The sequence below is a fragment of the Flavobacterium plurextorum genome (assembly GCF_024638035.1).
Taxonomy (GTDB): Bacteria; Bacteroidota; Bacteroidia; order Flavobacteriales; family Flavobacteriaceae; genus Flavobacterium; species Flavobacterium plurextorum.
Map to the genome: position 1 here is coordinate 4127500 of NZ_CP100442.1, position 20489 is coordinate 4147988.

21 protein-coding genes are annotated in these 20489 nt (G+C 34.0%); 13 read left to right on the forward strand and 8 right to left on the reverse strand.

Annotated elements, in window-relative coordinates; all coding sequences use genetic code 11:
- Window positions 1–3: 3 nt before the first annotated feature.
- Entirely contained in the window at window positions 4–405 is a 402-nt protein-coding gene (locus tag NLG42_RS18130; protein ID WP_099718548.1) for a DoxX family protein, read from the reverse strand.
- A gap of 225 nt (window positions 406–630) precedes the next feature.
- Between NLG42_RS18130 and NLG42_RS18135 the strand changes: the two genes are divergently transcribed.
- The 4 genes from NLG42_RS18135 (at window position 631) to NLG42_RS18150 (ending at window position 3703) form a co-directional block, all read left to right on the forward strand.
- Window positions 631–1224, forward strand: a complete 594-nt coding sequence (locus tag NLG42_RS18135) for a TetR/AcrR family transcriptional regulator (RefSeq protein WP_199170229.1) — start codon at window positions 631–633, stop codon at window positions 1222–1224.
- A gap of 12 nt (window positions 1225–1236) precedes the next feature.
- Window positions 1237–1446 (forward strand): hypothetical protein, encoded by a 210-nt coding sequence (locus tag NLG42_RS18140; RefSeq protein ID WP_129022880.1) that lies wholly within the window; start codon window positions 1237–1239, stop codon window positions 1444–1446.
- 5 nt (window positions 1447–1451) lie between these two features.
- Entirely contained in the window at window positions 1452–2681 is a 1230-nt protein-coding gene (locus NLG42_RS18145) for an MFS transporter (RefSeq protein ID WP_257681808.1), read from the forward strand.
- 425 nt (window positions 2682–3106) lie between these two features.
- Complete coding sequence (locus NLG42_RS18150; protein ID WP_257681809.1) at window positions 3107–3703, forward strand: Crp/Fnr family transcriptional regulator; 597 nt, start codon at window positions 3107–3109, stop codon at window positions 3701–3703.
- A 152-nt stretch (window positions 3704–3855) separates the two neighbouring features.
- Here the strand turns inward: NLG42_RS18150 and NLG42_RS18155 are convergent, their stop codons facing one another.
- The 7 genes from NLG42_RS18155 to NLG42_RS18185 form a co-directional block, all read right to left on the reverse strand.
- Window positions 3856–4227, reverse strand: coding sequence for a group III truncated hemoglobin (locus tag NLG42_RS18155; protein WP_089056406.1), 372 nt, complete (start codon window positions 4225–4227; stop codon window positions 3856–3858).
- A 37-nt stretch (window positions 4228–4264) separates the two neighbouring features.
- Complete coding sequence (locus NLG42_RS18160; protein WP_089056407.1) at window positions 4265–5032, reverse strand: ABC transporter permease subunit; 768 nt, start codon at window positions 5030–5032, stop codon at window positions 4265–4267.
- Window positions 5016–5738, reverse strand: a complete 723-nt coding sequence (locus NLG42_RS18165; RefSeq protein ID WP_257681810.1) for an ABC transporter ATP-binding protein — start codon at window positions 5736–5738, stop codon at window positions 5016–5018. The genes NLG42_RS18160 and NLG42_RS18165 overlap by 17 nt, the downstream gene beginning before the upstream one ends.
- Entirely contained in the window at window positions 5735–6967 is a 1233-nt protein-coding gene (locus NLG42_RS18170; RefSeq protein ID WP_257681811.1) for a nitrous oxide reductase family maturation protein NosD, read from the reverse strand. The genes NLG42_RS18165 and NLG42_RS18170 overlap by 4 nt, the downstream gene beginning before the upstream one ends.
- Window positions 6968–7000: 33 nt before the next feature.
- Complete coding sequence (locus tag NLG42_RS18175) at window positions 7001–8008, reverse strand: nitrous oxide reductase accessory protein NosL (protein WP_257681812.1); 1008 nt, start codon at window positions 8006–8008, stop codon at window positions 7001–7003.
- Window positions 8009–8070: 62 nt separating this feature from the next.
- Entirely contained in the window at window positions 8071–10044 is a 1974-nt protein-coding gene (gene nosZ / locus NLG42_RS18180; RefSeq protein ID WP_089056411.1) for a Sec-dependent nitrous-oxide reductase, read from the reverse strand.
- Window positions 10045–10078: 34 nt separating this feature from the next.
- Complete coding sequence (locus NLG42_RS18185; RefSeq protein WP_089056412.1) at window positions 10079–10555, reverse strand: c-type cytochrome; 477 nt, start codon at window positions 10553–10555, stop codon at window positions 10079–10081.
- Window positions 10556–10680: 125 nt separating this feature from the next.
- Between NLG42_RS18185 and NLG42_RS18190 the strand changes: the two genes are divergently transcribed.
- From NLG42_RS18190 to NLG42_RS18230, 9 genes are all read left to right on the forward strand, one after another.
- On the forward strand, window positions 10681–11052 hold the full coding sequence (locus tag NLG42_RS18190) for a hypothetical protein (protein ID WP_257681813.1): 372 nt from the start codon (window positions 10681–10683) through the stop codon (window positions 11050–11052).
- An 80-nt stretch (window positions 11053–11132) separates the two neighbouring features.
- Entirely contained in the window at window positions 11133–11984 is an 852-nt protein-coding gene (locus tag NLG42_RS18195) for a hypothetical protein (protein ID WP_257681814.1), read from the forward strand.
- Between the two features lie 62 nt (window positions 11985–12046).
- A complete protein-coding gene (locus tag NLG42_RS18200; RefSeq protein WP_257681815.1) occupies window positions 12047–14041 on the forward strand; it encodes a TonB-dependent receptor domain-containing protein in 1995 nt (664 codons plus the stop codon).
- Window positions 14042–14287: 246 nt separating this feature from the next.
- On the forward strand, window positions 14288–15220 hold the full coding sequence (gene nadA, locus NLG42_RS18205) for a quinolinate synthase NadA (protein ID WP_257681816.1): 933 nt from the start codon (window positions 14288–14290) through the stop codon (window positions 15218–15220).
- An 18-nt stretch (window positions 15221–15238) separates the two neighbouring features.
- Window positions 15239–16753: an L-aspartate oxidase gene (gene nadB / locus NLG42_RS18210; RefSeq protein WP_257681817.1), complete on the forward strand. Its 1515-nt coding sequence runs from the start codon at window positions 15239–15241 to the stop codon at window positions 16751–16753.
- A gap of 23 nt (window positions 16754–16776) precedes the next feature.
- Window positions 16777–17508: an iron-sulfur cluster repair di-iron protein gene (gene ric, locus NLG42_RS18215; RefSeq protein ID WP_099718571.1), complete on the forward strand. Its 732-nt coding sequence runs from the start codon at window positions 16777–16779 to the stop codon at window positions 17506–17508.
- 11 nt (window positions 17509–17519) lie between these two features.
- Complete coding sequence (locus NLG42_RS18220) at window positions 17520–19643, forward strand: ribonucleoside triphosphate reductase (RefSeq protein WP_257681818.1); 2124 nt, start codon at window positions 17520–17522, stop codon at window positions 19641–19643.
- Window positions 19624–19791 (forward strand): anaerobic ribonucleoside-triphosphate reductase, encoded by a 168-nt coding sequence (nrdD, locus tag NLG42_RS24455; protein ID WP_143394927.1) that lies wholly within the window; start codon window positions 19624–19626, stop codon window positions 19789–19791. Before NLG42_RS18220 ends, nrdD begins: the two co-directional genes overlap by 20 nt.
- Window positions 19733–20461, forward strand: coding sequence for an anaerobic ribonucleoside-triphosphate reductase activating protein (locus NLG42_RS18230; protein ID WP_307774284.1), 729 nt, complete (start codon window positions 19733–19735; stop codon window positions 20459–20461). The genes nrdD and NLG42_RS18230 overlap by 59 nt, the downstream gene beginning before the upstream one ends.
- Window positions 20462–20489 lie beyond the last annotated feature (28 nt).

The following is a 20489-nucleotide window of genomic DNA, read 5'->3' on the forward strand; positions in this document are numbered from 1 at the left end:
TATTTAATCCCAATTATTATTCTTAGAAAAGCTGTACTTCCCTCCTCCTGTAAAAAACAAAACAAGTGCAGTAAAAAAGTAAAGACCAAGTAATTCTAAAGCCCAGCCTCCGTGATCACTCATTTTAAATATATCTGCACTATGAGCCATTAATGCAGCAACAAAACAATTAAAAGCATAGATTAATGCCGCAATTCTAGTTCTAAAACCAATTATTATTGCAATTGGCGCTAGAATTTCTCCCACTAATACACCATACGAAAAGAAACCTGGAAGACCTTTTTCGACAAGCATACCTGATATAAATTCTAAACCTCCATTAAACTTTGCAAAACCGTGCAAAAGCATTAATAATCCAATTGTAATACGAAGTATCAACAGGCCAAAATCATTGTTTTTTTTCATTTTTTAAGAATTAAATTTAGTCCGACAAACCAGTTCTATGTGCAAACCTTTTCATTTTGCACGATAACTGCTGGTAGTAAAAATAGCAAAAAAATCATACAATCTAAATCTGTCAAAAAAAATCTGTTTTTTGTTTTATCGAAAGTCTAGTAATTTTTTTTATCATAAATAAGCAAACGTTCACTTATTATTATATCTTTGTTTTCAATTTAAACATCCTTTCATTTGAGAACTAGAGATAGTAATAAAGAAGAATTAGTTAAGCAAAAAACGATAGAAATGATTGTAAAGTATGGCATTGAAGGCTTTGCAATGAATCGTTTGGCAAAAGAATGCGGTATCTCTGTCGCAACCCTTTATATTTATTATGCAGATAAGGAGGATCTCATAAAAAAAATAGGAATTGAGATGGGAACATTCTTTTTTAAAAGTTCTTTAAAAGATTTCACTCCAGATATGCCTTTTGCAATAGGTCTCGCTAAGCAATGGGAAAATCGGTCTTCATTTATGATGAACAACACTGATAAACTAGTTTGCTGGGAAATTCTTCAAAACTCAAACTACGGTGATTTTATAGTAAATGAAAGCTTGATGGAGCTAAAAGAAATTATGACAAAGTTTCTAAATGGCGCCATCGAGAGAAAAGAAATTGTACCAGTTTCAAAAGAAGTCTTTTGGAGTATCGCTTACGGACCTTTATACAATTTACTGCGTTTTCATGAAAAAGGAAAAGGATTAGGCGGAACCACTCCGTTTAAATTAACCGATGATGTACAAAAAGAAGCATTACGTTTAGTAATCAAAGCACTAACCCCTTAAAAATTAACAGCTATGAATGTCATGATATTTGCTACTAATATAAAAACAGAAACTAGCAAAAATAAAATTGCAGCATTCTTCAATACAAACAAATCTATCCTGCAATGGAGTATCGATCAAGAAGATATTGATTGTGTACTTAGAATTATAAGTGAAAATCTAAACGCTGGTCAAATAATCGAAATGTTGAATTTTCTTGACTTTGACTGCAAAGAACTTTAAAATATATGAACGAAAAACAAACACTCAAAACAGGTTTTAATGGCTATCAAAAACTTGTCATATTTCTATTAGCCTTAACACAATTTACAGTTGTGCTAGATTTTATGGTAATGTCGCCACTTGGAGATATTATGATGAAAACATTAAAAATTACAGCATCACAATTTGGTATTGCCGTTTCGGCTTACGCCTTTAGTGCTGGAATTTCAGGACTTTTAACAGCAGGTTTCGCTGATAAATTTGACCGAAAAAAACTATTACTTTTCTTCTATATTGGCTTTACAATAGGAACTGTATTTTGCGCCATAGCACCAACCTTTATTTTACTTGTCGCCGCTCGTATTTTTACCGGTATTTTTGGCGGTGTAATTGGTTCTATTTCGATGGCAATTGTTGCCGATTTATTCAACCTGCAGCAAAGAGGAAAAGTAATGGGATTTATACAAATGGGATTTGGAGTAAGTCAAGTTTTAGGAATTCCTATTGGTCTATACATTGCTAATGCTTGGGGCTGGCACGTACCTTTTTTATGGATTGCCGCTATGGCCGCAATTATAACTTTGGTTTTATCCTTTAAACTGCAGCCAATTGTTGAGCATTTAAGTTTAAAACAAGAAAAAACACCAATTCAACACCTGTGGCATACTATTTCAAAACCACACTATCAAGTTGGTTTCTTGTCTACTGCCCTTCTCTCTATTGGTGGTTTTATGATGATGCCATTTGGAAGTGCCTTTGCCATAAACAACCTAAAAGTAACTAATGATGAGTTACCTTTACTTTTTATGATTACTGGTGTTGCAACACTAATTACCATGCCTATCGCTGGAAAACTGAGTGATAAATTCAGCAAATTCAAACTTTTTGCTTTTGCCACTTTGTTTGCTATAATTGTAATGAATGTTTATGCGCATTTTGCCGCTACTCCATTTTGGATTGTATTAGTTACCAATATCTTAATGATGATGGCAATCATGAGCAGAATGGTGCCTTCAACAACATTAACCTCAGCAATACCAGAACCTCAGGATCGAGGAGCTTTTATGAGTATTAACTCTTCTTTACAACAAATGGCAGGAGGTTTTGGTGCTATGATCGCTGGATTAATCATTGTACAAAAAGACAATTATGCACCGCTGGAACATTATGATACTCTAGCAATGGTTGCTTCTGTTATTATGCTTGTAAGCATTTATTTAGTCTCTCGCGTAAGTAAAATTGTTTACAAAAAATGATACAGTTCTAAGCTTTTTTTAAGCAAAATAAAACCTCAACTAAAAACTTTAAACTCCTGCATTATTTGTAGGAGTTTTTTATTTGTTTGTAGGCGGTAAACCTAAAAATAAGATCTTTTTTGCATTTTAAAAGACAGAAAGTACTCTGAAAAAATGTTTTTAATGCTTCTCCAATTCAAAGAAAACCCAGTATAACTGACTTTACATAAAAAACTAATAACTAACAAATTACAAATAATTTTACACTATCAATTACTTCAAGAAACTAACAATTATCATGTTTTGAATTTTAATAAATTCATTCCTTTGTGTGACTCAACAAATACCACAAACCAACCACCGCATAATGTATAAGAGTAGTAAGCATAGAATTAAAAAAACAGATAATCACGCATCGTTTATTAATAAAGTAAATATTGATAAAAATGCACATTGATAGTGATTTGCTATATACTTGGGGAGCAGTTGCCAAAAAAGTTCCAAAAAATGCTATCATTTTTTATGAAAATGATCCTGCTTTATCATTTTTTCAAATTTTAGAAGGAACGGTGAAAATGAGTTATACTAACGAAGATGGCAAAGATCTAACTATTGGTGTATTTAAAGAAGGTGACAGTTTTGGAGAACCGCCGCTAATTATTGGTGAGCCATATCCTGCATCGGCTTTAGCGCAAACAGATTGTGTCATTTTAAAACTTTCTAGAGTTAATTTCTTTTCTTTTCTGGAAGAAAATCCTGAAGCGCAAAAGAAAATACTAAAACTATTTGCCTCAAGAATTTATAATAAAATCGTCTTCTCAAAAAACATAATCAATCATAAGCCGGAACATCGCATACAATATTTTTTGGATAATTTTAAAAGACAGCATTGCACAAAAGTGAATCAAAAAATAAAAATTCCTTATACCCGCCAAGAAATTGCTGATTTTACCGGATTAAGAGTTGAAACCGTAATTAGAACTTTGACTCTTATGAAAAAGAACAAAAAAATTGAAATCATTGATCACAAATTATTCTACTAGAACGTCTAAAAAATTGCAGCTGTATGACTCAAATCATAATCTATGCTCCAAATATTTACGTCCTTTGAGGAAAGGTTAAATGATAAATTATTAATTCAAATTTCATAACGTTTTAAAGTAAAAAAGCGGGAACTATAAAAGTTCCCGCTTTTTTAACTTATTACTTTATTCATCATTGCTTTTGAGATATTGTCAGCTCTAATTTTAATTTCTCTAGCTTTTTCTCCTTCAAACAAATCATCGACCGTTTTTTTCCACAATTTCGTCCAGTGTTTAAAATGTGCCTCGGTCAAAAGGCTTTTCTGATTTAACATTCGGTGTTTCATCATTGGGTTTCCATCAAAGTTTCCTGTATGAAAAAGAATATTATCCCAAAAATCATACATTATCGGAAGATGTTTTTCCCAGTTCACAGCAGCTACTTCAGTAAATAAATAACCAATCGTAGGATCAGTTCTAATTTTTAGATAAAAAGCATCTACCAGTATTATAATATCGTCTTTTCCCTTAATATCTGTTTTCATCTTTCTATTTGTTTCTTCATTTGTGTTCAAAATACTTTTACAAATCTTTTTTATTAAACTTTTTAAGAGAAATAAAAAACGGAATTCCTATCCAAAGCAGCAATAATAAAAACGATAGTATCAGTCCAATTGTTGTTCCAAAAAAATCTTTAAAAATAGCTCCTGTATATCCCATCATTGCCGATTGATCGAGATGCAGTAATATTTGAATACGTGCCAAATCTATAGGACTCAATGCGGTTACACCTACCATAGCTTTCTCAATAGGATATTCGGAAAACTGAAAAAGCAAAAACAATACTACGGCATCAAAAAGCATGGCAAAATAAAGCCAGAACATTATAGCAACTCCAATTCCTTTTGCTTTGTCTCTTGCATAAATACAGCTCAAAAAAGCCAATGAGACAAAAACTACTGAAATGAGACAACCCACCAAAAGCATCATAAATCCAACTATACCTGGTGCATTAATTAAAAGCGGAATTCCAGCTCCAAGAAAAAATGCGGTAACCATTGCAATCGAAAGACCTGCAAATAAACTAATCCAGATTTTTTTTCTCTTTAAAGGCTGACTCAGTAAAAGTTCAATAAACTCGGCACTATTATAAAGATAAATCGTAGAAAATAATATCGATACTAAAGGTACTGTAAACAAAATTACATTCAATATAGTAAGCAGTCCTTTGGCTGAATTATCTTCTAATCCGAATGATCCCCAAGAAAGTAACGCTAAAATAATGGTGTAACTAACAACAATCTTATTTTTAAGTATATCTAGTAAAACAATTTTAATTATTCTGTTCATGATGTTTCTCTTTTAAGATTGCGGCTATGGCTTTTGAGATTTTGCTTTCGCCTGTGTATTCAAGTAAATCGCTGATGGTTTTATGAAAATGTACTTTTCCATCCTGCATGAAAATAATCTGAGTGATCATATCATCGAGTTCACTTAATAAATGTGATGTTATTAAAATTAATTTTCCAGCGTCACGTTCTTTTAGAATCTTTTCTTTGAGAATTTCAGACGCTAATGGATCTAATCCTGCTGTAGGCTCATCAAGTATAAGAACATCAGGATTAAAAAGAAAAGCCAGTGCTGCACTTACTTTTTGCGTTGTTCCGCCAGAAAGCGTGCGCATTTGTTTAGCATACATTTTGTCAAGATTAAAAGCTTTTATCAAATCTTCGTCTAAAACTGTTTTTGAATTTCTAATTTCTTTAATAATACTGATTATCTGGCCTATTTCCATATTATCAGGATATCTCCCAATCTGCGGCATATACCCGATTTTATTTCTGTAATTAAACTCTTTTAAAATAGAATTATCATTAAACAAAATATCACCGTTATCAGGAAGCACCATTCCAAGAATAGATTTAATGAGAGTTGTTTTTCCGCATCCGTTAGGACCAATCAATGCAATGCATTCTCCCTTTTTAAATTCAAGGTTTACATTTTCTAACACTTGAAGTTTTCCAAACTTTTTGCTTATATTTTTTATAGTAATCATAAAATGAGAGATTTCATAAATGGGGTTTCATCAATAAAATTATCAGGTGTAATACTTGGCAGTACTTTCTCTGATTTGTCTAATAGCGTAATCATAAAACTCCTGAATAAAAGCATTGCCGAAGGATTATTCTCGGTAAGAACAGCAAAAAGACTCAATGGATGAAAAGGCACATCACCAACTCCATCTTTATTAAGATCATATCCCTCGTACTTATCCCAATAATTACTATTGAAATGATTTAAAACGAGACTGCCGTTGGTACTGATATCAAAAGTATTGGCAAGAAAGTTATTGAATGAGATTTCGTTATCCATACAACTTGCCTGAATCTTCATTCCCCAGCCATTGTCTTTAAATATGTTATGATTAAGCATTACTCTGCTCGTTCCTTCCATATAGATTCCAGAAGTATTACGTATAAATTTGTTTCCAATAATATAGCTGTCTGCAATCTCTTTCAACAGTAAACCGTAGGCGGCGTCTCCCCAGTTTTCTTCAAAATAATTGTTAAACATTTTTACATTTTTGGTAAACATTACTGCCACTCCTGCCCCATTGTTTTTAAATACATTTGAGATGTACGAATCGTCATTAGAAAACATAAAATGCAGTCCATATCGAATATTTCCTTTAGAAATGTTTCTCCAGATAATTGAATTCGAAACAAACTCAAAATAAATACCGTCACGATGCCCGGAAATTCTGTTTCCGATAATCTTCATACTATCGCTTTTCCAACAATGAATTCCGTTTCCTATACGTTGTTCTTCTTTTTGATGTGCTTTTATCGTGTTATTTTCAATTACACAGCTGCTCCCTTTTTGAGCGTAGATGCCAAAAAAATTATTTTCAAGTATATTATTCTTTACCATTACACCAATTTTGTCGTAAATTTTAATTCCGCAAGGATCGTTCAGCGAACCGTAACCAGAATCAATTACTTTAAAACCAGATACAACAACACTATCAGCTTTGATAGAAACCACTTCATATTTTCTTTGTCCATCAAGAATTGGAAAATCCTTTCCTTGCAGCACAATTCTTTTATTGATCTCGATATTTCCCTCGCGATACACTCCTTTATAAACCAAGATTGTATCGCCAGGGTTTGCCAGATCAATAGCTTTTTTTATACTTTTTATTACCTTGTTTTTTCCAACCTCAATAGTCTGTGACTGCAGATTGAAAAAAAACAGTGATAGAAAAAGACAGAGAAATAATTTCATATTATTTTAATTGTGTTTTGAGTTGTTGTTCTCTTATTTTTCAATAAAAGTGCTCCATTCTTTTTCTTGTCCTTGAGATTCTGCTTCGAATGCTTTTGCTTGACTTTTATTAGTAAATGCAGCAATGTTTCCATTCATTGGACTTTTAATTGCGCCTCCAGAAACATAGAAAGCTTTTTCGGCAGGAATCAATTCATTTTCTAAAGTGTAATCATGAACATAGTATCCCTTAACTTTTAGTTCTGGATTTTCCTTCGTATAATTAACCATACAAGCAATATCATCAAATTTATAGGCTCGGCCTTTTTCAGTAATAATCTCGGCACCATATTTTCCATCCGTAATTCCCATTTTACAAAAATCGCAATTGTCCGTATTCAGTTTAATTGGAACTGGTTTATCATTTGCACATGAAGAAAATAAAACGGCCAATATTGCGATACTCAATACTGTTTTTGTTTTGAAAAAAAGCATTTTCTTTTGTTTTAGCACAGCAAGAAAAAGCAAAACTCCAGCAGTAATCAACATCCATCCGCCAATATCTGGTATAGAGTATGCACCAAAATTAAGCAGTTGTTTATAACCTAAAACAGGTGGTTGATATGCCATTCCGGGTACGCGTATTGCAGCATTTGGATCTAAATTATGACCATACTCATAATTCCATCGGTAAAAATCAAGACCTGCAGCAATTCCAAAAAGAACAAACGAACCAAAGAGTGTATATAAAATCTTTTCGTTTTTATAGAATATGCAGCCCAAAGCGATAACACCAAAAAAGCCTAAAATGATAGGAAGAATTGTAAACTCAATAAAATCCTCAGAGTGCAGGGTTTTCATTCCAATGTAATGATTAAGCCCATTTATAATCTCTACATCACCCGCAATTTTAGAAGCATGAAGTTTTAAAACCAATCCTTCAGGATATTGAGGTGCAGTTAATTCAATTTTCCACATGGGCACAAAAATGGATCCTATAAACAGTAATCCTGATAACAAGAGTACTATTTTAGAAAATCTTGAAAGTGTATTATTTCTCATAATAATTCAAAATAAAAAAGGGAACAAAGAATATGCTCTGTCCCCCTTTACTTGGTTAGTAGTTATTCTTTTGGTAAATTAGTTCCCAGACTGTAGCTAATTGGAACGTTACTTCCTGCTGGTGAAACTCTAACATAACCCTGCATTTCTTGATGCAATGCACTACAGAAATCGGTACAATAGAATGGGAATATTCCTTTTTTCTGAGGTGTCCATTTTAAAGTAAGTGTTTCTCCCGGCATAATCAGCAATTCGGCAGTATTAGCTCCTTTAATGGCAAATCCGTGCGGAACATCCCAATCTTGTTCAAGATTAGTAACATGGAAATAAACCTCATCACCTACACGAATTCCTTCGATATTATCTGGAGCAAAATGAGAACGAATACAAGTCATATAAATATGTACTTTATTTCCTTCTCTAACCACTTTAGTTTCTTTTTCACCTTTGGCTGCAAAAGGATGCTTGTTATCAGCCATTTTGTAAAACTTCAACTGTCCGTTGTTACGAATCTTATCCGCTGGAATTCCTTGTGCATAATGCGGTTCTCCGATTGTTGGAAAATCAAGCAGCAGTTTCATTTTGTCTCCGCTGATATCAAATAACTGCGCACTTTGTGCTAATTCAGGACCTGTTGGCAAGAAACGATCTTTTGTAATTTTATTATAAACTACCATATATTTTCCAAATGGTTTTTCTGTATTACCACCTGGAACCATAAGGTGACCTGGAGAATAATAAGTCGCTTTTCTATCTAAAACTTTAAGATCTTTAATATTCCATTTTACAACCTCTGACGAAACAAACATTGTTGTATACGCATTTCCTTTACCATCAAATTCAGTATGTAAAGGTCCTAATCCTGGTTTTTGAACTTCACCGTGCAGTGCAGCTTCATATTTCACAACTGGAATACCAGCATAAGATCCATCAAATTGTTTATTAGCAATCGCAGCTTTCAGTTTTGTAAAACTAAATACAGGAATCAAAGCTGCTAGTTTTCCACTTCCAATAATATATTCACCTGTTGGATCAATATCACAACCGTGAGGTGATTTTGGACAAGGAATCATATAGCAGATATCTTTAAGTTCTGCAGCATCAAGAATCAGCACCTCTTTTTTAATTTCAGATTTTGCTGTTTGTGTTTTTTCATCCCAAGTATTATGAGCATAGTTTGCAGGAACACGTTTTCCTTTTCCAGCTTTAATATATTCCTCTGCTTTTTTCCAGTTAACCGCCATGATAAAATCTTTATCATTTTTAGATGCGTTTACCTCAAGTAATGTATTTGCTTGTTCGGTATTATAGCAAGAGAAAAAGAACCATCCATGAGACTCTTTTTTACCTGGGTGGCTAAGATCAAAATTAACTCCAGGCGTTACAATTTGAAAAGCAAGATCTAACTCTCCTTCTTTCCCAACTTTTACAAAGCTTAAGTGTCCTTTAAAGTTTTTCTTGTACGTATTGATAGGCACATCTCCATTATCATTGTCAGCAGGCACACTAAAACGGCTTGCTCCAACAACGTACTCTGTATTTTGAGTAATAAATGGTGAGGAGTGATTTCCTCCACAGTTTGGAAGCTCAATAATTTCAGCCGTTCTAAAAGTTTTAAGGTCAATACGTGCAATTCTAGGTGTATTGTTTGCATTGGCAAAAAGCCAGCGTCCGTCTACCTCACCATTTGTTTGTGACAAATCAAGGTGATGCTGATCATCCCATGGCACATATCCGTGAGAAGTGTTTAACATTGGTTTTGTTTCCTCACTATAGCCGTAGCCGCTTTGAGGATCTTCAGAGAATACAGGCATTACTCTAAGCAGTCGCCCGCTTGGAAGCCCGTAAACACTCACTTGACCACTGAATCCGCCAGAGACAAAGTTGTAAAACTCATCGTACTTACCGGGAGCAACATATACTTTACTGGCTACATCGCCGTCAACAGTATCTGAAGAGTCTTTGGGCTTGCAAGAAACAAAAAAAGCGCAACCCAAAGTAATGGCAAAAACTGATTTTAAAAAGTTATTTTTCATAAGGTTATTATTTAGAATTCGATTATTTTGGTGTTTATTTTACCCCATCATTCTGACGCATATATTCTAGAATACTTCTAGCTTCGTCATCACTTAAACCTTGATTAGGCATTCTAATCATGCAAAGCTCTAATTGAGCCTGCAATTCTGGATCTTTATCAATCATAGGATCAGGATTTGTGATAAAATTCATAATCCATTGTGGTGTTCTGCGTTCCGTTACACCTTTCCATCCCGGACCAACAAGTTTCTCATCTGTAGGTTTGTGGCATGAAGTACATTTTACTTCGGCAGCTTTAAGCCCTTTTTCTGCCATTGCTTTATCTAATGAAGCTCCTAATTCTACAGTCGAGTATTTCCCAAGACCTCTTTTAGGATCATATGATTCAGCTTCCGCAGTTTTCTCTGCTGGCGGCGGAGTCGAAAAATCTTCATCTGTTTTTGATTTATCCTTTCCGCAGGACACGAAAAAGAAAATGCCAAACATTGCTATTAAAAATAATTTGTTCATGTGTTTGCTTTTTTTTATTTGTTAAACTACAGGTCAAAGTTCCACAAGATGTATTTCTTAAATTATGATTACGATCATACTATCCCGAAAAAGTTCATGATACCTTCGTACTCTAAAATAAACAGATGAAGTTTTTTGTTTACATATTTCTCTTTTCAGTGGTTTTCAGACCTGCGTTTCCATTTTTGGATTATGTGGTAAACTACCATTACATTGTTACCGAATTATGCGAAAACAAAAATGCTCCAGAACTAAGCTGTAATGGAAAATGTCATTTGAAAAAAGAACTGGCAAAAGCGTATAAAAATGATGTTCCTGCGTCTAACGAGAAAAAAATAGAAACTGCTGAAACAATTGTACTTTTCATCGTAAACCTTCCAGTATTCTGCTTTGAAACAGCTCATACAGCCCGCTTAAAAATAAACTCAGTCTACAAAAACCTATACTCCCATTTAGACGCAGTTTCTGTCTTTCGTCCACCGGCTTTCAACTATTAATTTTTCAATGTTTTACACTTTATTTTCTCCGAAATCTATTTCGGCAGAAATCGTATTATCCTTATTTAAATTAATATTCTATGAAAACTTTAAAATACATTACCCTTTTCCTTTTAGCAATTACCTATATCTCATGTTCTTCTGATGATGATTCTTCAACTTCAATTCCTGCTGATGAAACACTTGGACTTCAAAAAATTCAAGAATTAACGAATGACAATCATGTCGTTGAACTGTACTCAAAAAAGGGCACTTTAATTCAAGGCTACAATGCTGTTACCATTAGAATAAAAGACAAAAAAAGCAGTGCTTATATTACAGATGCAAAAATTGATTGGACACCAATTATGCATATGACTTCGATGCAGCATTCATGTCCAAAATCAGCTGTGACTAAAACGGCTGATAAAAAAACCTTATACTCAGGTGATATTATTTTTCAGATGGCACAAAATGATAAGGAATTTTGGGAACTTAAAATTAATTATACAATCAACAATGTTGTTTACACCGTTGCAGACACTATTGCCGTAACTGCATCACCAAAACGTACTGTAATCTCATTTAAAGACAATAGCGGCAACAAATATGTACTGGCTTATATCGCACCCGAAAATCCGAAAGTAGCCGTAAACGATGCGTCTGTTGGACTTTATAAAATGGAAGATATGATGACGTTTACTGCAGTAAACAATTTTAAAATAAAAATAGATCCTAGAATGCCAAGTATGGGAAATCACGGATCACCAAATAATACCGATTTAATACAATCTCAAGCAGGAGGTTTCTATAAAGGAAAACTTTCATTGACGATGACTGGATACTGGAAAATTAACATGCAGCTTTTAAATGCCTCAGACGAAGTGCTAAAAGGAGAACCTGTAACAACAGAAAATCCTTCAAGCAGTCTTTATTTTGAAATTGAATTTTAAGCATTCATTATTAACAAGAAAGAGGCAATTTTAGTTGTCTCTTTCTTATAATTTATCTAGTGATGAAAAAGATAACAGCATGTATTCTAACTATTTTTTCAACAATCTGCTGGGGACAAGAACAACAAAAGGACAGCCTTTCGGCTCAAAATTTAAATGAAATTATTGTTATTGGAAAAAAAGCAGCTTTACATCAAAAACAGCCAAAATCATTGACTTCTGTAGAAGATTATCTGCAAAAATCTACAAAAGTAAATATGATAAAAAGAGGCGCTTATGCCTGGGAACCTACAATTAACAATATGTCTACAGAACGCACTGTTATTACTATTGACGGAATGCGCATTTTTGGAGCTTGTACTGATAAAATGGATCCTATAACCTCATATGTCGAAGTTTCAAATTTATCAGAAGCAGCAGTTGCTTCTGGTCAGCAGGCAAGCTGTCATGGCGCGGCAATTGGCGGTTCTATAGATCTAAAACGTTCTGTTTTTAGTCAAAATACTTTGGGATGGAATGGCAGTTTTAACTCTGGTTATGAAAGTAATAATCAGCAAAAAATTATTGGAGGTTCATTAGGCTACAATAATGAAAAGTTTTACGCTCATGCGGATTTTATGCATCGTGATGCTGATAATTACAAAGCTGGTGGAAACCAAGAAATCAATTTTTCTCAATTTACAAAATATAACATTGCTGCAACTGCCGGATATTTTATAAATAAGAGAAATAATCTGGAAGCTTCACTAATTTATGATAACGCAACAAATGTAGGTTATCCGGCTCTGCCAATGGATGTTTCACTGGCAAAAGCCGAAATTATGTCTTTAAGCTATCGTTATACCCCAGATTCTGGTATTATTTCAAACTGGGAAACAAAGGTTTACGGAAACAGCATAACTCATAAAATGGATGATACCAAAAGACCTGCCGTTCCCATTCATATGGATATGCCAGGCTGGTCTGACACCTATGGATTTTACTCTAAACTAAAAGGGAAATATAAAATACACGATTTTACAGCAGACTTAAATGCTTTCTACAACAAATCGATTGCCGAAATGACAATGTATCCTGCTGATCCCAAAGAAAATTTAATGTTTATGTACACTTGGCCAGATGTACGAACTTTTTATAACGGTTTGTCTCTTGAAGATTATATCAAAATAGCTTCAGAAACTACTTTGAGAATTGGAACTTCCGTTGGATTTCATTCTAATGATGTTGCAAATGATTTTGGATTGCAGAGCCTTCGTATTTTCTATCCCGAGATGCAGGCTTCAAAAAACCGTTTTCTAAAAAGTTTCTCTGCAAACATTACTCAAAAAAAAGGCAGATTTGAATATGGTTTTGGAGGTGCTTATGCAGAAAGAGCTCCTTCTGTTTCTGAAGGTTATGGTTTTTATCTTTATAACAGCAGTGACTTTTATGACTACATTGGAAATCCATTTTTAAAGAACGAAAAAGCCTTAGAAGCCAATCTTTTACTGGGTTATAAAACAAATCAATTAAGCACAAAAATTACGGCGTCATACTTTCATATAAATGATTTTATCTTAGGTCAAATTGATCCTAATATTCTGCCCATGACAATTGGAGCGTCTGGTGTAAAAAAATACGAAGCTATAAGTTATGCCTCTATTTTTAATGCGGATTTAAATTTAGAATATTCTCTATTTCAAAACTGGCTTTTAAAAACGCAGCTGGTTTATAGTTTAGGCAAAGACAATCAAGGAAACAATCTTCCTTTTATAAGTCCAATACGATACAGCGCAGGAATTGATTATAAAAAACAGAACTTAAATTTAGGAATTTCGGCTTTAGGAAATCTTGCTCAAAAAGAATTTGCAGCAACATACGGTCAGACAAAAACGACAGATTATTTGATTTTTAATTTCAATGCTGGATATGTGTTTCATTACAATCAAAATTTAATAAAACTGCAAACTGGTGTCGAAAATATTTTTGATAAATATTACACCACTTTTTCAGACTGGAATAAAATTCCGCGAATGGGACGCAACGTCTTTGTGAATCTTACTTTCAGCTTTAGATAAACCAATTTCGAACTTCATTTTTTTCCAGTTTTAGGTTTGATTTTTAAACCAGAACATAAAAAAATAAAAATAACACAGTATGATTGGAATCATAGTTTGAAAATTTTGATGACAATATATTTACGCTATTAAAATTTACAATCAAGCATCCTAAAAAACACCAAATTCATTAAAATCTTCAGTTTTACCAACTGCAGTATTTCTTTAGTGCGCCTTGATTTTTTCAAAAAAACAGATTAAAAAAAAATGGATAAACAATTCTTGATACAGGAAATAAACCGTCTAAAACAGCAAAAAAACGCTGTCATTCTAGCTCATTATTATCAAAATGAAGACATTCAAGATATTGCAGATTTTGTTGGCGACAGTTTAGAATTATCCAAAAAAGCACAGGCAACCAGTGCAGATGTTATTGTTTTTGCAGGGGTTCATTTTATGGCAGAAACCGCAAAAATCCTTAATCCGTCAAAAAAAGTACTGCTTCCAGATTTAAACGCGGGCTGTTCACTTGCTGATGGCTGTGACCCGAAAGATTTTAAAATATTCAAAGAAAAATATCCTGATCATGTTGTAGTAACGTACATCAATTGTTCTGCCGAAATAAAAGCGATGAGCGATCTCGTTTGTACATCATCAAATGCAAAAAAAATAATAGGATCAATTCCTCACAACAAAAAGATAATTTTTGCTCCCGATCAAAATCTGGGAAATTATCTTAAAAAAGAAACTCAGCGTGATTTGGTTCTCTGGGAAGGTTCTTGTGTGGTTCATGAAGCCTTTTCATTAGACAAATTAATTGAAATTTATATAAAAAATCCAACGGCAAAAATTGCCGCTCACCCGGAGTCGGAAAGTCATATTTTGAAAACGGCGCATTATATTGGCTCTACTTCGGGTATTATTAACTTTATTAAAACGGATCCTGCTTCCGTTTTCATCGTGGCTACGGAGGCCGGCATTCTGCATCAACTTTCAAAAACTGTACCTGATAAGACGCTGATCCCGGCCCCATCCACAGAAGACAACAGCTGTGCCTGCAGTGAATGTGCTTTTATGAAAATTAATACCCTTGAAAAACTCCTGCAATGCCTCAGTAACGAAAGTCCAGAAATTAAAATATCTGAACCCTTAAGAGTTAAAGCTTTGCAGCCAATTGAAAGAATGCTTGAATTATCATAGAACAAAAAAAACAACAAAATGCTTAAAACTGACATCTTAATAATTGGCTCAGGTATTTCGGGACTTTTTCTAGCTATGAAAACAGCTCAAAAAAGACCCGATTTGTCAATTGTAATTATGACCAAAGAAAGTGCTCAAAATACAAATACACAATTGGCACAAGGCGGTATTGCGGTTGTAACCGATTTGATAAAAGACAGCTTTGACCAGCACATTAAAGATACACTGCAAGCTGGCGACGGAAACTGTGATGAAACTATTGTAAATATGGTAATTAAGCAGGCGCCAGAAAGACTAAAAGAGCTTTTAGATATTGGAACTTCTTTTGATAAAGAGGAAAGCGGACAGTGGAATTTGGGTTTAGAAGGCGGTCATTCTACTCATCGGATATTGCATCATAAAGACAGTTCTGGATTAGAAATTGAAAAAAAACTTCTGAATAGTATAAAAGAACTTTCAAACATACAGTTACTCGAAAATCATCAAGTTATTGATTTGAATACCGAAAAAATTGGAGAAGAAAATCTTTGCACTGGTGCTTTTTATTATGACAAAAAAAGCAACTCTGTAAAATACATACAAACCAGAACCATCATATTGAGTACAGGCGGCTGCGGCCAGCTTTTTGAGAACACAACCAATCCTGAAATTGCCACAGGTGACGGTATTGCAATGGCTGCCCGCGCTGGGATCGAAATTGAAGACCTCCAATACATCCAGTTTCATCCCACCGCCTTGTTTGCCGGCAGCAAAAATCCGTTTTTTCTAATTTCGGAAGCAGTTCGCGGTTTTGGCGCTTATGTTGTTAATGAAGATCAAAAAAGATTCCTATTTAAATATGATTCACGAGGCGAACTAGCAACACGTGATATTGTTTCTCATGCCATTAACAGCGAAATGCTGCAAACTAATAAAAAACACGTTTATCTTGATTGTCGTCACTTAGATCCAGTCGAGTTTTACAAAGAGTTTCCTGTAATTGCAAAACAATGCAATCTAGCAGGTTTAAAGCCCGAAAAAGATCTAATTCCAATTGTGCCGGCGGCTCATTATCAATGCGGCGGAATAAAAGTCGATCATAATGGTTTAACGTCAATTCAAAATCTATATGCCATAGGAGAATGCGCCAGAACAGGATTACATGGCAAAAATCGCTTAGCCTCCAATTCCCTTTTAGAAGCTTTAGTTTTTGCACATCAAGCCTCAGAACAAATAGATAAAACAATACAAAATTTTGCATTCTCATCAAAAATACCTAGTCCAAAAATTTCTGAAATAGACACAAGTACTAGCGAAGCTTTTGCTATTCTAAAAAAAGAACTGCAAGTATTAGTTACCGTTTTTTATACCAGCGAAACTCGTGATAAAGATCATGCAGTAGAAAAAATAAAAATGCTGAAAAATGCAGCAGTTTCTCTAATTGAAAAAGACAAAATCGCAATTCCTTTTATTGAATTCAGCAATATGCTTGTCACAGCCTTAATTATCATTAAACAATGTAAAAAAATAAAAGAACCCATTCTAACAAATTGAATGACTAAAACCTCTCAAAGAAAATGGAAATAACACCAAAAAATACAATTGGCGAAATCGTGGCAGATGATTTCAGAACAGCAGCAACTTTCTCTAAATACAGTATTGATTTTTGTTGTAAAGGACACCGCACAATCGAAGAAGTATGTAAAAAAAGAGCTATTGATGAAGAGTTATTAATTGCAGAAATTGAAAGAACCCGAACAAGCGAAGCAAATCAATCGTTTGATTATAAAACCTGGCCGTTGGACTTACTTACAGATTATATAGAAAAAACACATCATCGTTATGTAAAAGAAAAAACGCCCGTAATATTTCAGTTTTTAAACAAACTATGTAATGTTCACGGGGAAAGGCATCCAGAATTATTCGATATTAATTCTCTTTTCTCTGCATCAGCCGCAGATCTTTCAGCGCATATGAGGAAAGAAGAAGTTATACTTTTTCCCTTTATCCGAAAAATGAAAACGGCTCAAATAAAAGGGGATTTTCTCGAAATGCCGCATTTTGGAACTATTGAAAATCCTATTGCGATGATGAAGCAGGAACATAATACTGAAGGTGATCGCTTTAAAAAAATTGCAGCTTTGACCAACAATTACTCACCTCCTGCTGATGCCTGCAATACCTACAAAGTAACATTTGCAATGCTGGAGGAATTTGAAAACGATCTGCACAAACACATTCATATGGAAAACAATATACTGTTTCCAAAAGCTATTAGTCTCGAGAAAAAATTTGAGAAAGTTTCTTAAACATACAAAACATGGAAAAATATGTGATCAAACGTAACGGCGATTACAAACCTTTTGAAGCCTATAAAATTAAAGACGCCATCGAAAAAGCATTTCAAAGCGTAAATCTGCCAGTTGATAAAAAAATATACAAACTGGTTTCTTTAGGTCTTGAATCAAAATACTCTTGGCCGGTAGAAGAAATTCAGGACATTATAGAAAGAGTTCTTTTTGAAAATGGTTATTTTAAAACCATGCGTTCTTTTATTATCTATCGCCATACTCGAAAACTGCAGCGAGAGCATATTGATGGTTTCAATGACAGCACAACGTATGTCGACAGTACGCAAACTATTGAAGAATATATCAACCAATCTGACTGGCGCATTAATGCCAATGCCAATACCTCCTATTCTAATGCAGGATTGGTTAATAATACTGCAGGAAAAATAATTGCGAATTACTGGCTGGACAAAATTTACAATAAAGAAGAAGGTTTTGCACATAGAAATGGTGATTTACACATTCATGATCTCGATTGTTTAACTGGTTATTGTGCCGGTTGGAGTCTTCGTGTTTTATTAAATGAAGGATTCAACGGTGTGCGAGGTCGCGTCGAAAGCAAACCTCCATCACATTTTAGAGAGGCGCTTGGACAAATGGCTAACTTTTTAGGAATTCTGCAAAGCGAATGGGCAGGCGCTCAGGCTTTCAGTTCATTTGATACTTATCTTGCGCCATACGTCTTTAAAGACCAGCTTAGTTACGATCAAGTTTTAAAAGCGATTCGAAGTTTTGTTTACAACCTGAATGTGCCTGCAAGATGGGGACAATCTCCTTTTACAAATATAACTTTAGACTGGATCGCTCCTGATGATTTGAAAGAGCAGATTCCAACTAGAAATAACGAACATTTATTTCTTACTGCAAATGATCCAATCTTGATTAAAAAGGCAAACGAAAGAGGAATTACAGCTTTAACGAATTTAAAATATGCCGATTTTCAAGAGGAAATGAACTTGATTAATAAGGCTTATTATACCATTATGACTGAAGGTGATGCAAACGGACAGCCTTTTACGTTCCCAATTCCTACGGTTAATATAACAGAGGATTTTGACTGGGAAGGTGAAAATGTAGATTTACTGTTTGAAAACACAGCCAAAATTGGTTCTTCATACTTTCAAAACTTCATTGGAAGCCAATATGTATTAGATGAAAACGGCAACCGAATAGAAAACCCAGAAGCCTATAAACCAAATGCTGTTAGAAGTATGTGCTGCAGACTTCAGCTTGACTTACGTGAATTATTAAAACGAGGAAACGGTTTATTTGGAAGTGCCGAAATGACTGGAAGTATTGGCGTAGTAACCATCAATATGGCTCGTTTGGGATATTTGCATAAAGGGAATATCATAAAACTATTTTATCATTTAGATGAACTGCTGCAGAAAGCGAAATCGACTTTGGAGAAAAAAAGAATCTTTATTCAAAAAATGTACGATCGCGGACTTTATCCTTATACGCAGCGTTATTTGGAACATTTCAGAAATCATTTCTCAACCATCGGCGTTAACGGAATGAACGAAATGGTGCTTAATTTTACTGATGGAAAACAAGATATTACCACTAATTCTGGGATTCATTTTGCAATTGAAGTTTTAGATCATATTCGATCAAGAATGAAAGAATTCCAAGAAGAAACAGGAAACTTATACAATCTAGAAGCTACTCCTGCGGAGGGAACGACTTATCGTTTTGCAAAAGAAGATAAAAAGCGTTTTCCACAAATTTTGCAGGCAGGTCAAAACAGCAATATCTATTATACAAACAGTTCACAGATTCCTGTAGATCATACCGAAGATCCGTTTGAGGCTTTATTGCTTCAGGACGAATTACAATGTAAATATACCGGCGGAACGGTACTGCATCTTTATATGCGAGAAAAAATAAGCAGTCCCGAAGCTTGTAAAAACTTTGTAAAAAAAGTATTGACAAATTTTAAACTGCCTTATATAACAGTTACACCAATTTTCAGCATCTGCCCTATTCATGGATATCTTAATGGCGAACATGAATACTGCCCGAAATGCGACGAAATTTTACTCAGCGAGAATAATCAAAAATCCGAAATATATGAAAACACAATGTCATGAAATTCTAGCACAACAGCACGTTAAGAGAAGTAAATGTTTAGTTTACACAAGAGTAATGGGTTATCATAGACCTGTAGAAAGTTTTAATATTGGAAAAAAAGGCGAACATCAACAACGTACCCATTTCAAGGAAAATATTATCCAATAAGGCAGTTTACAACATCACGCCCTTTACTTTATTAGATTATCCGGATAAGACAGCCTGCATTGTATGGCTTGCAGGCTGTAATATGCGGTGTTTATATTGTTACAATCCTGATATTGTTCTAGGTAAAGGAAAGATTGATTTTGAAACTGTTCTTGCATTTCTAAGAACTCGTAAAGGATTATTAGACGGTGTAGTGCTAAGCGGCGGCGAATGTACCATGCACAAAAACATAATTCCTTTTATAAAAGAAATAAAAGCGCTCGGTTTTACTGTCAAAATTGATACTAACGGTTCGAAACCAAACGTTCTGAGAAAACTGATTTCTGAAAAACTAATAGATTATGCTGCTTTAGATTTTAAAAGCCTTCCTGACACTTTTAAACAGATTACGAAATCAAATCTATTTTCAGAATTTGAAGAAAGTTTATTACTTTTAATAACGTCTTCCATTCTATTTGAAGTACGCACCACAATACATTCAAATCTTATCAATAAATCAGAATTATTAAAGATGAGAACCTATCTTGAAACTCAAAATTTTGAAGGAAACTATTATATTCAACATTTTAGAAACAATGTGCCAACACTCGCTTCTATAGGTCATTCTGATCAAAAAATGAATATTGCCGATTTTTCTGCATCAAAAGTAAAAATTGTTTTTAGAGAATAATTTCTAAAAAAATCGCTCTTACTTTTTA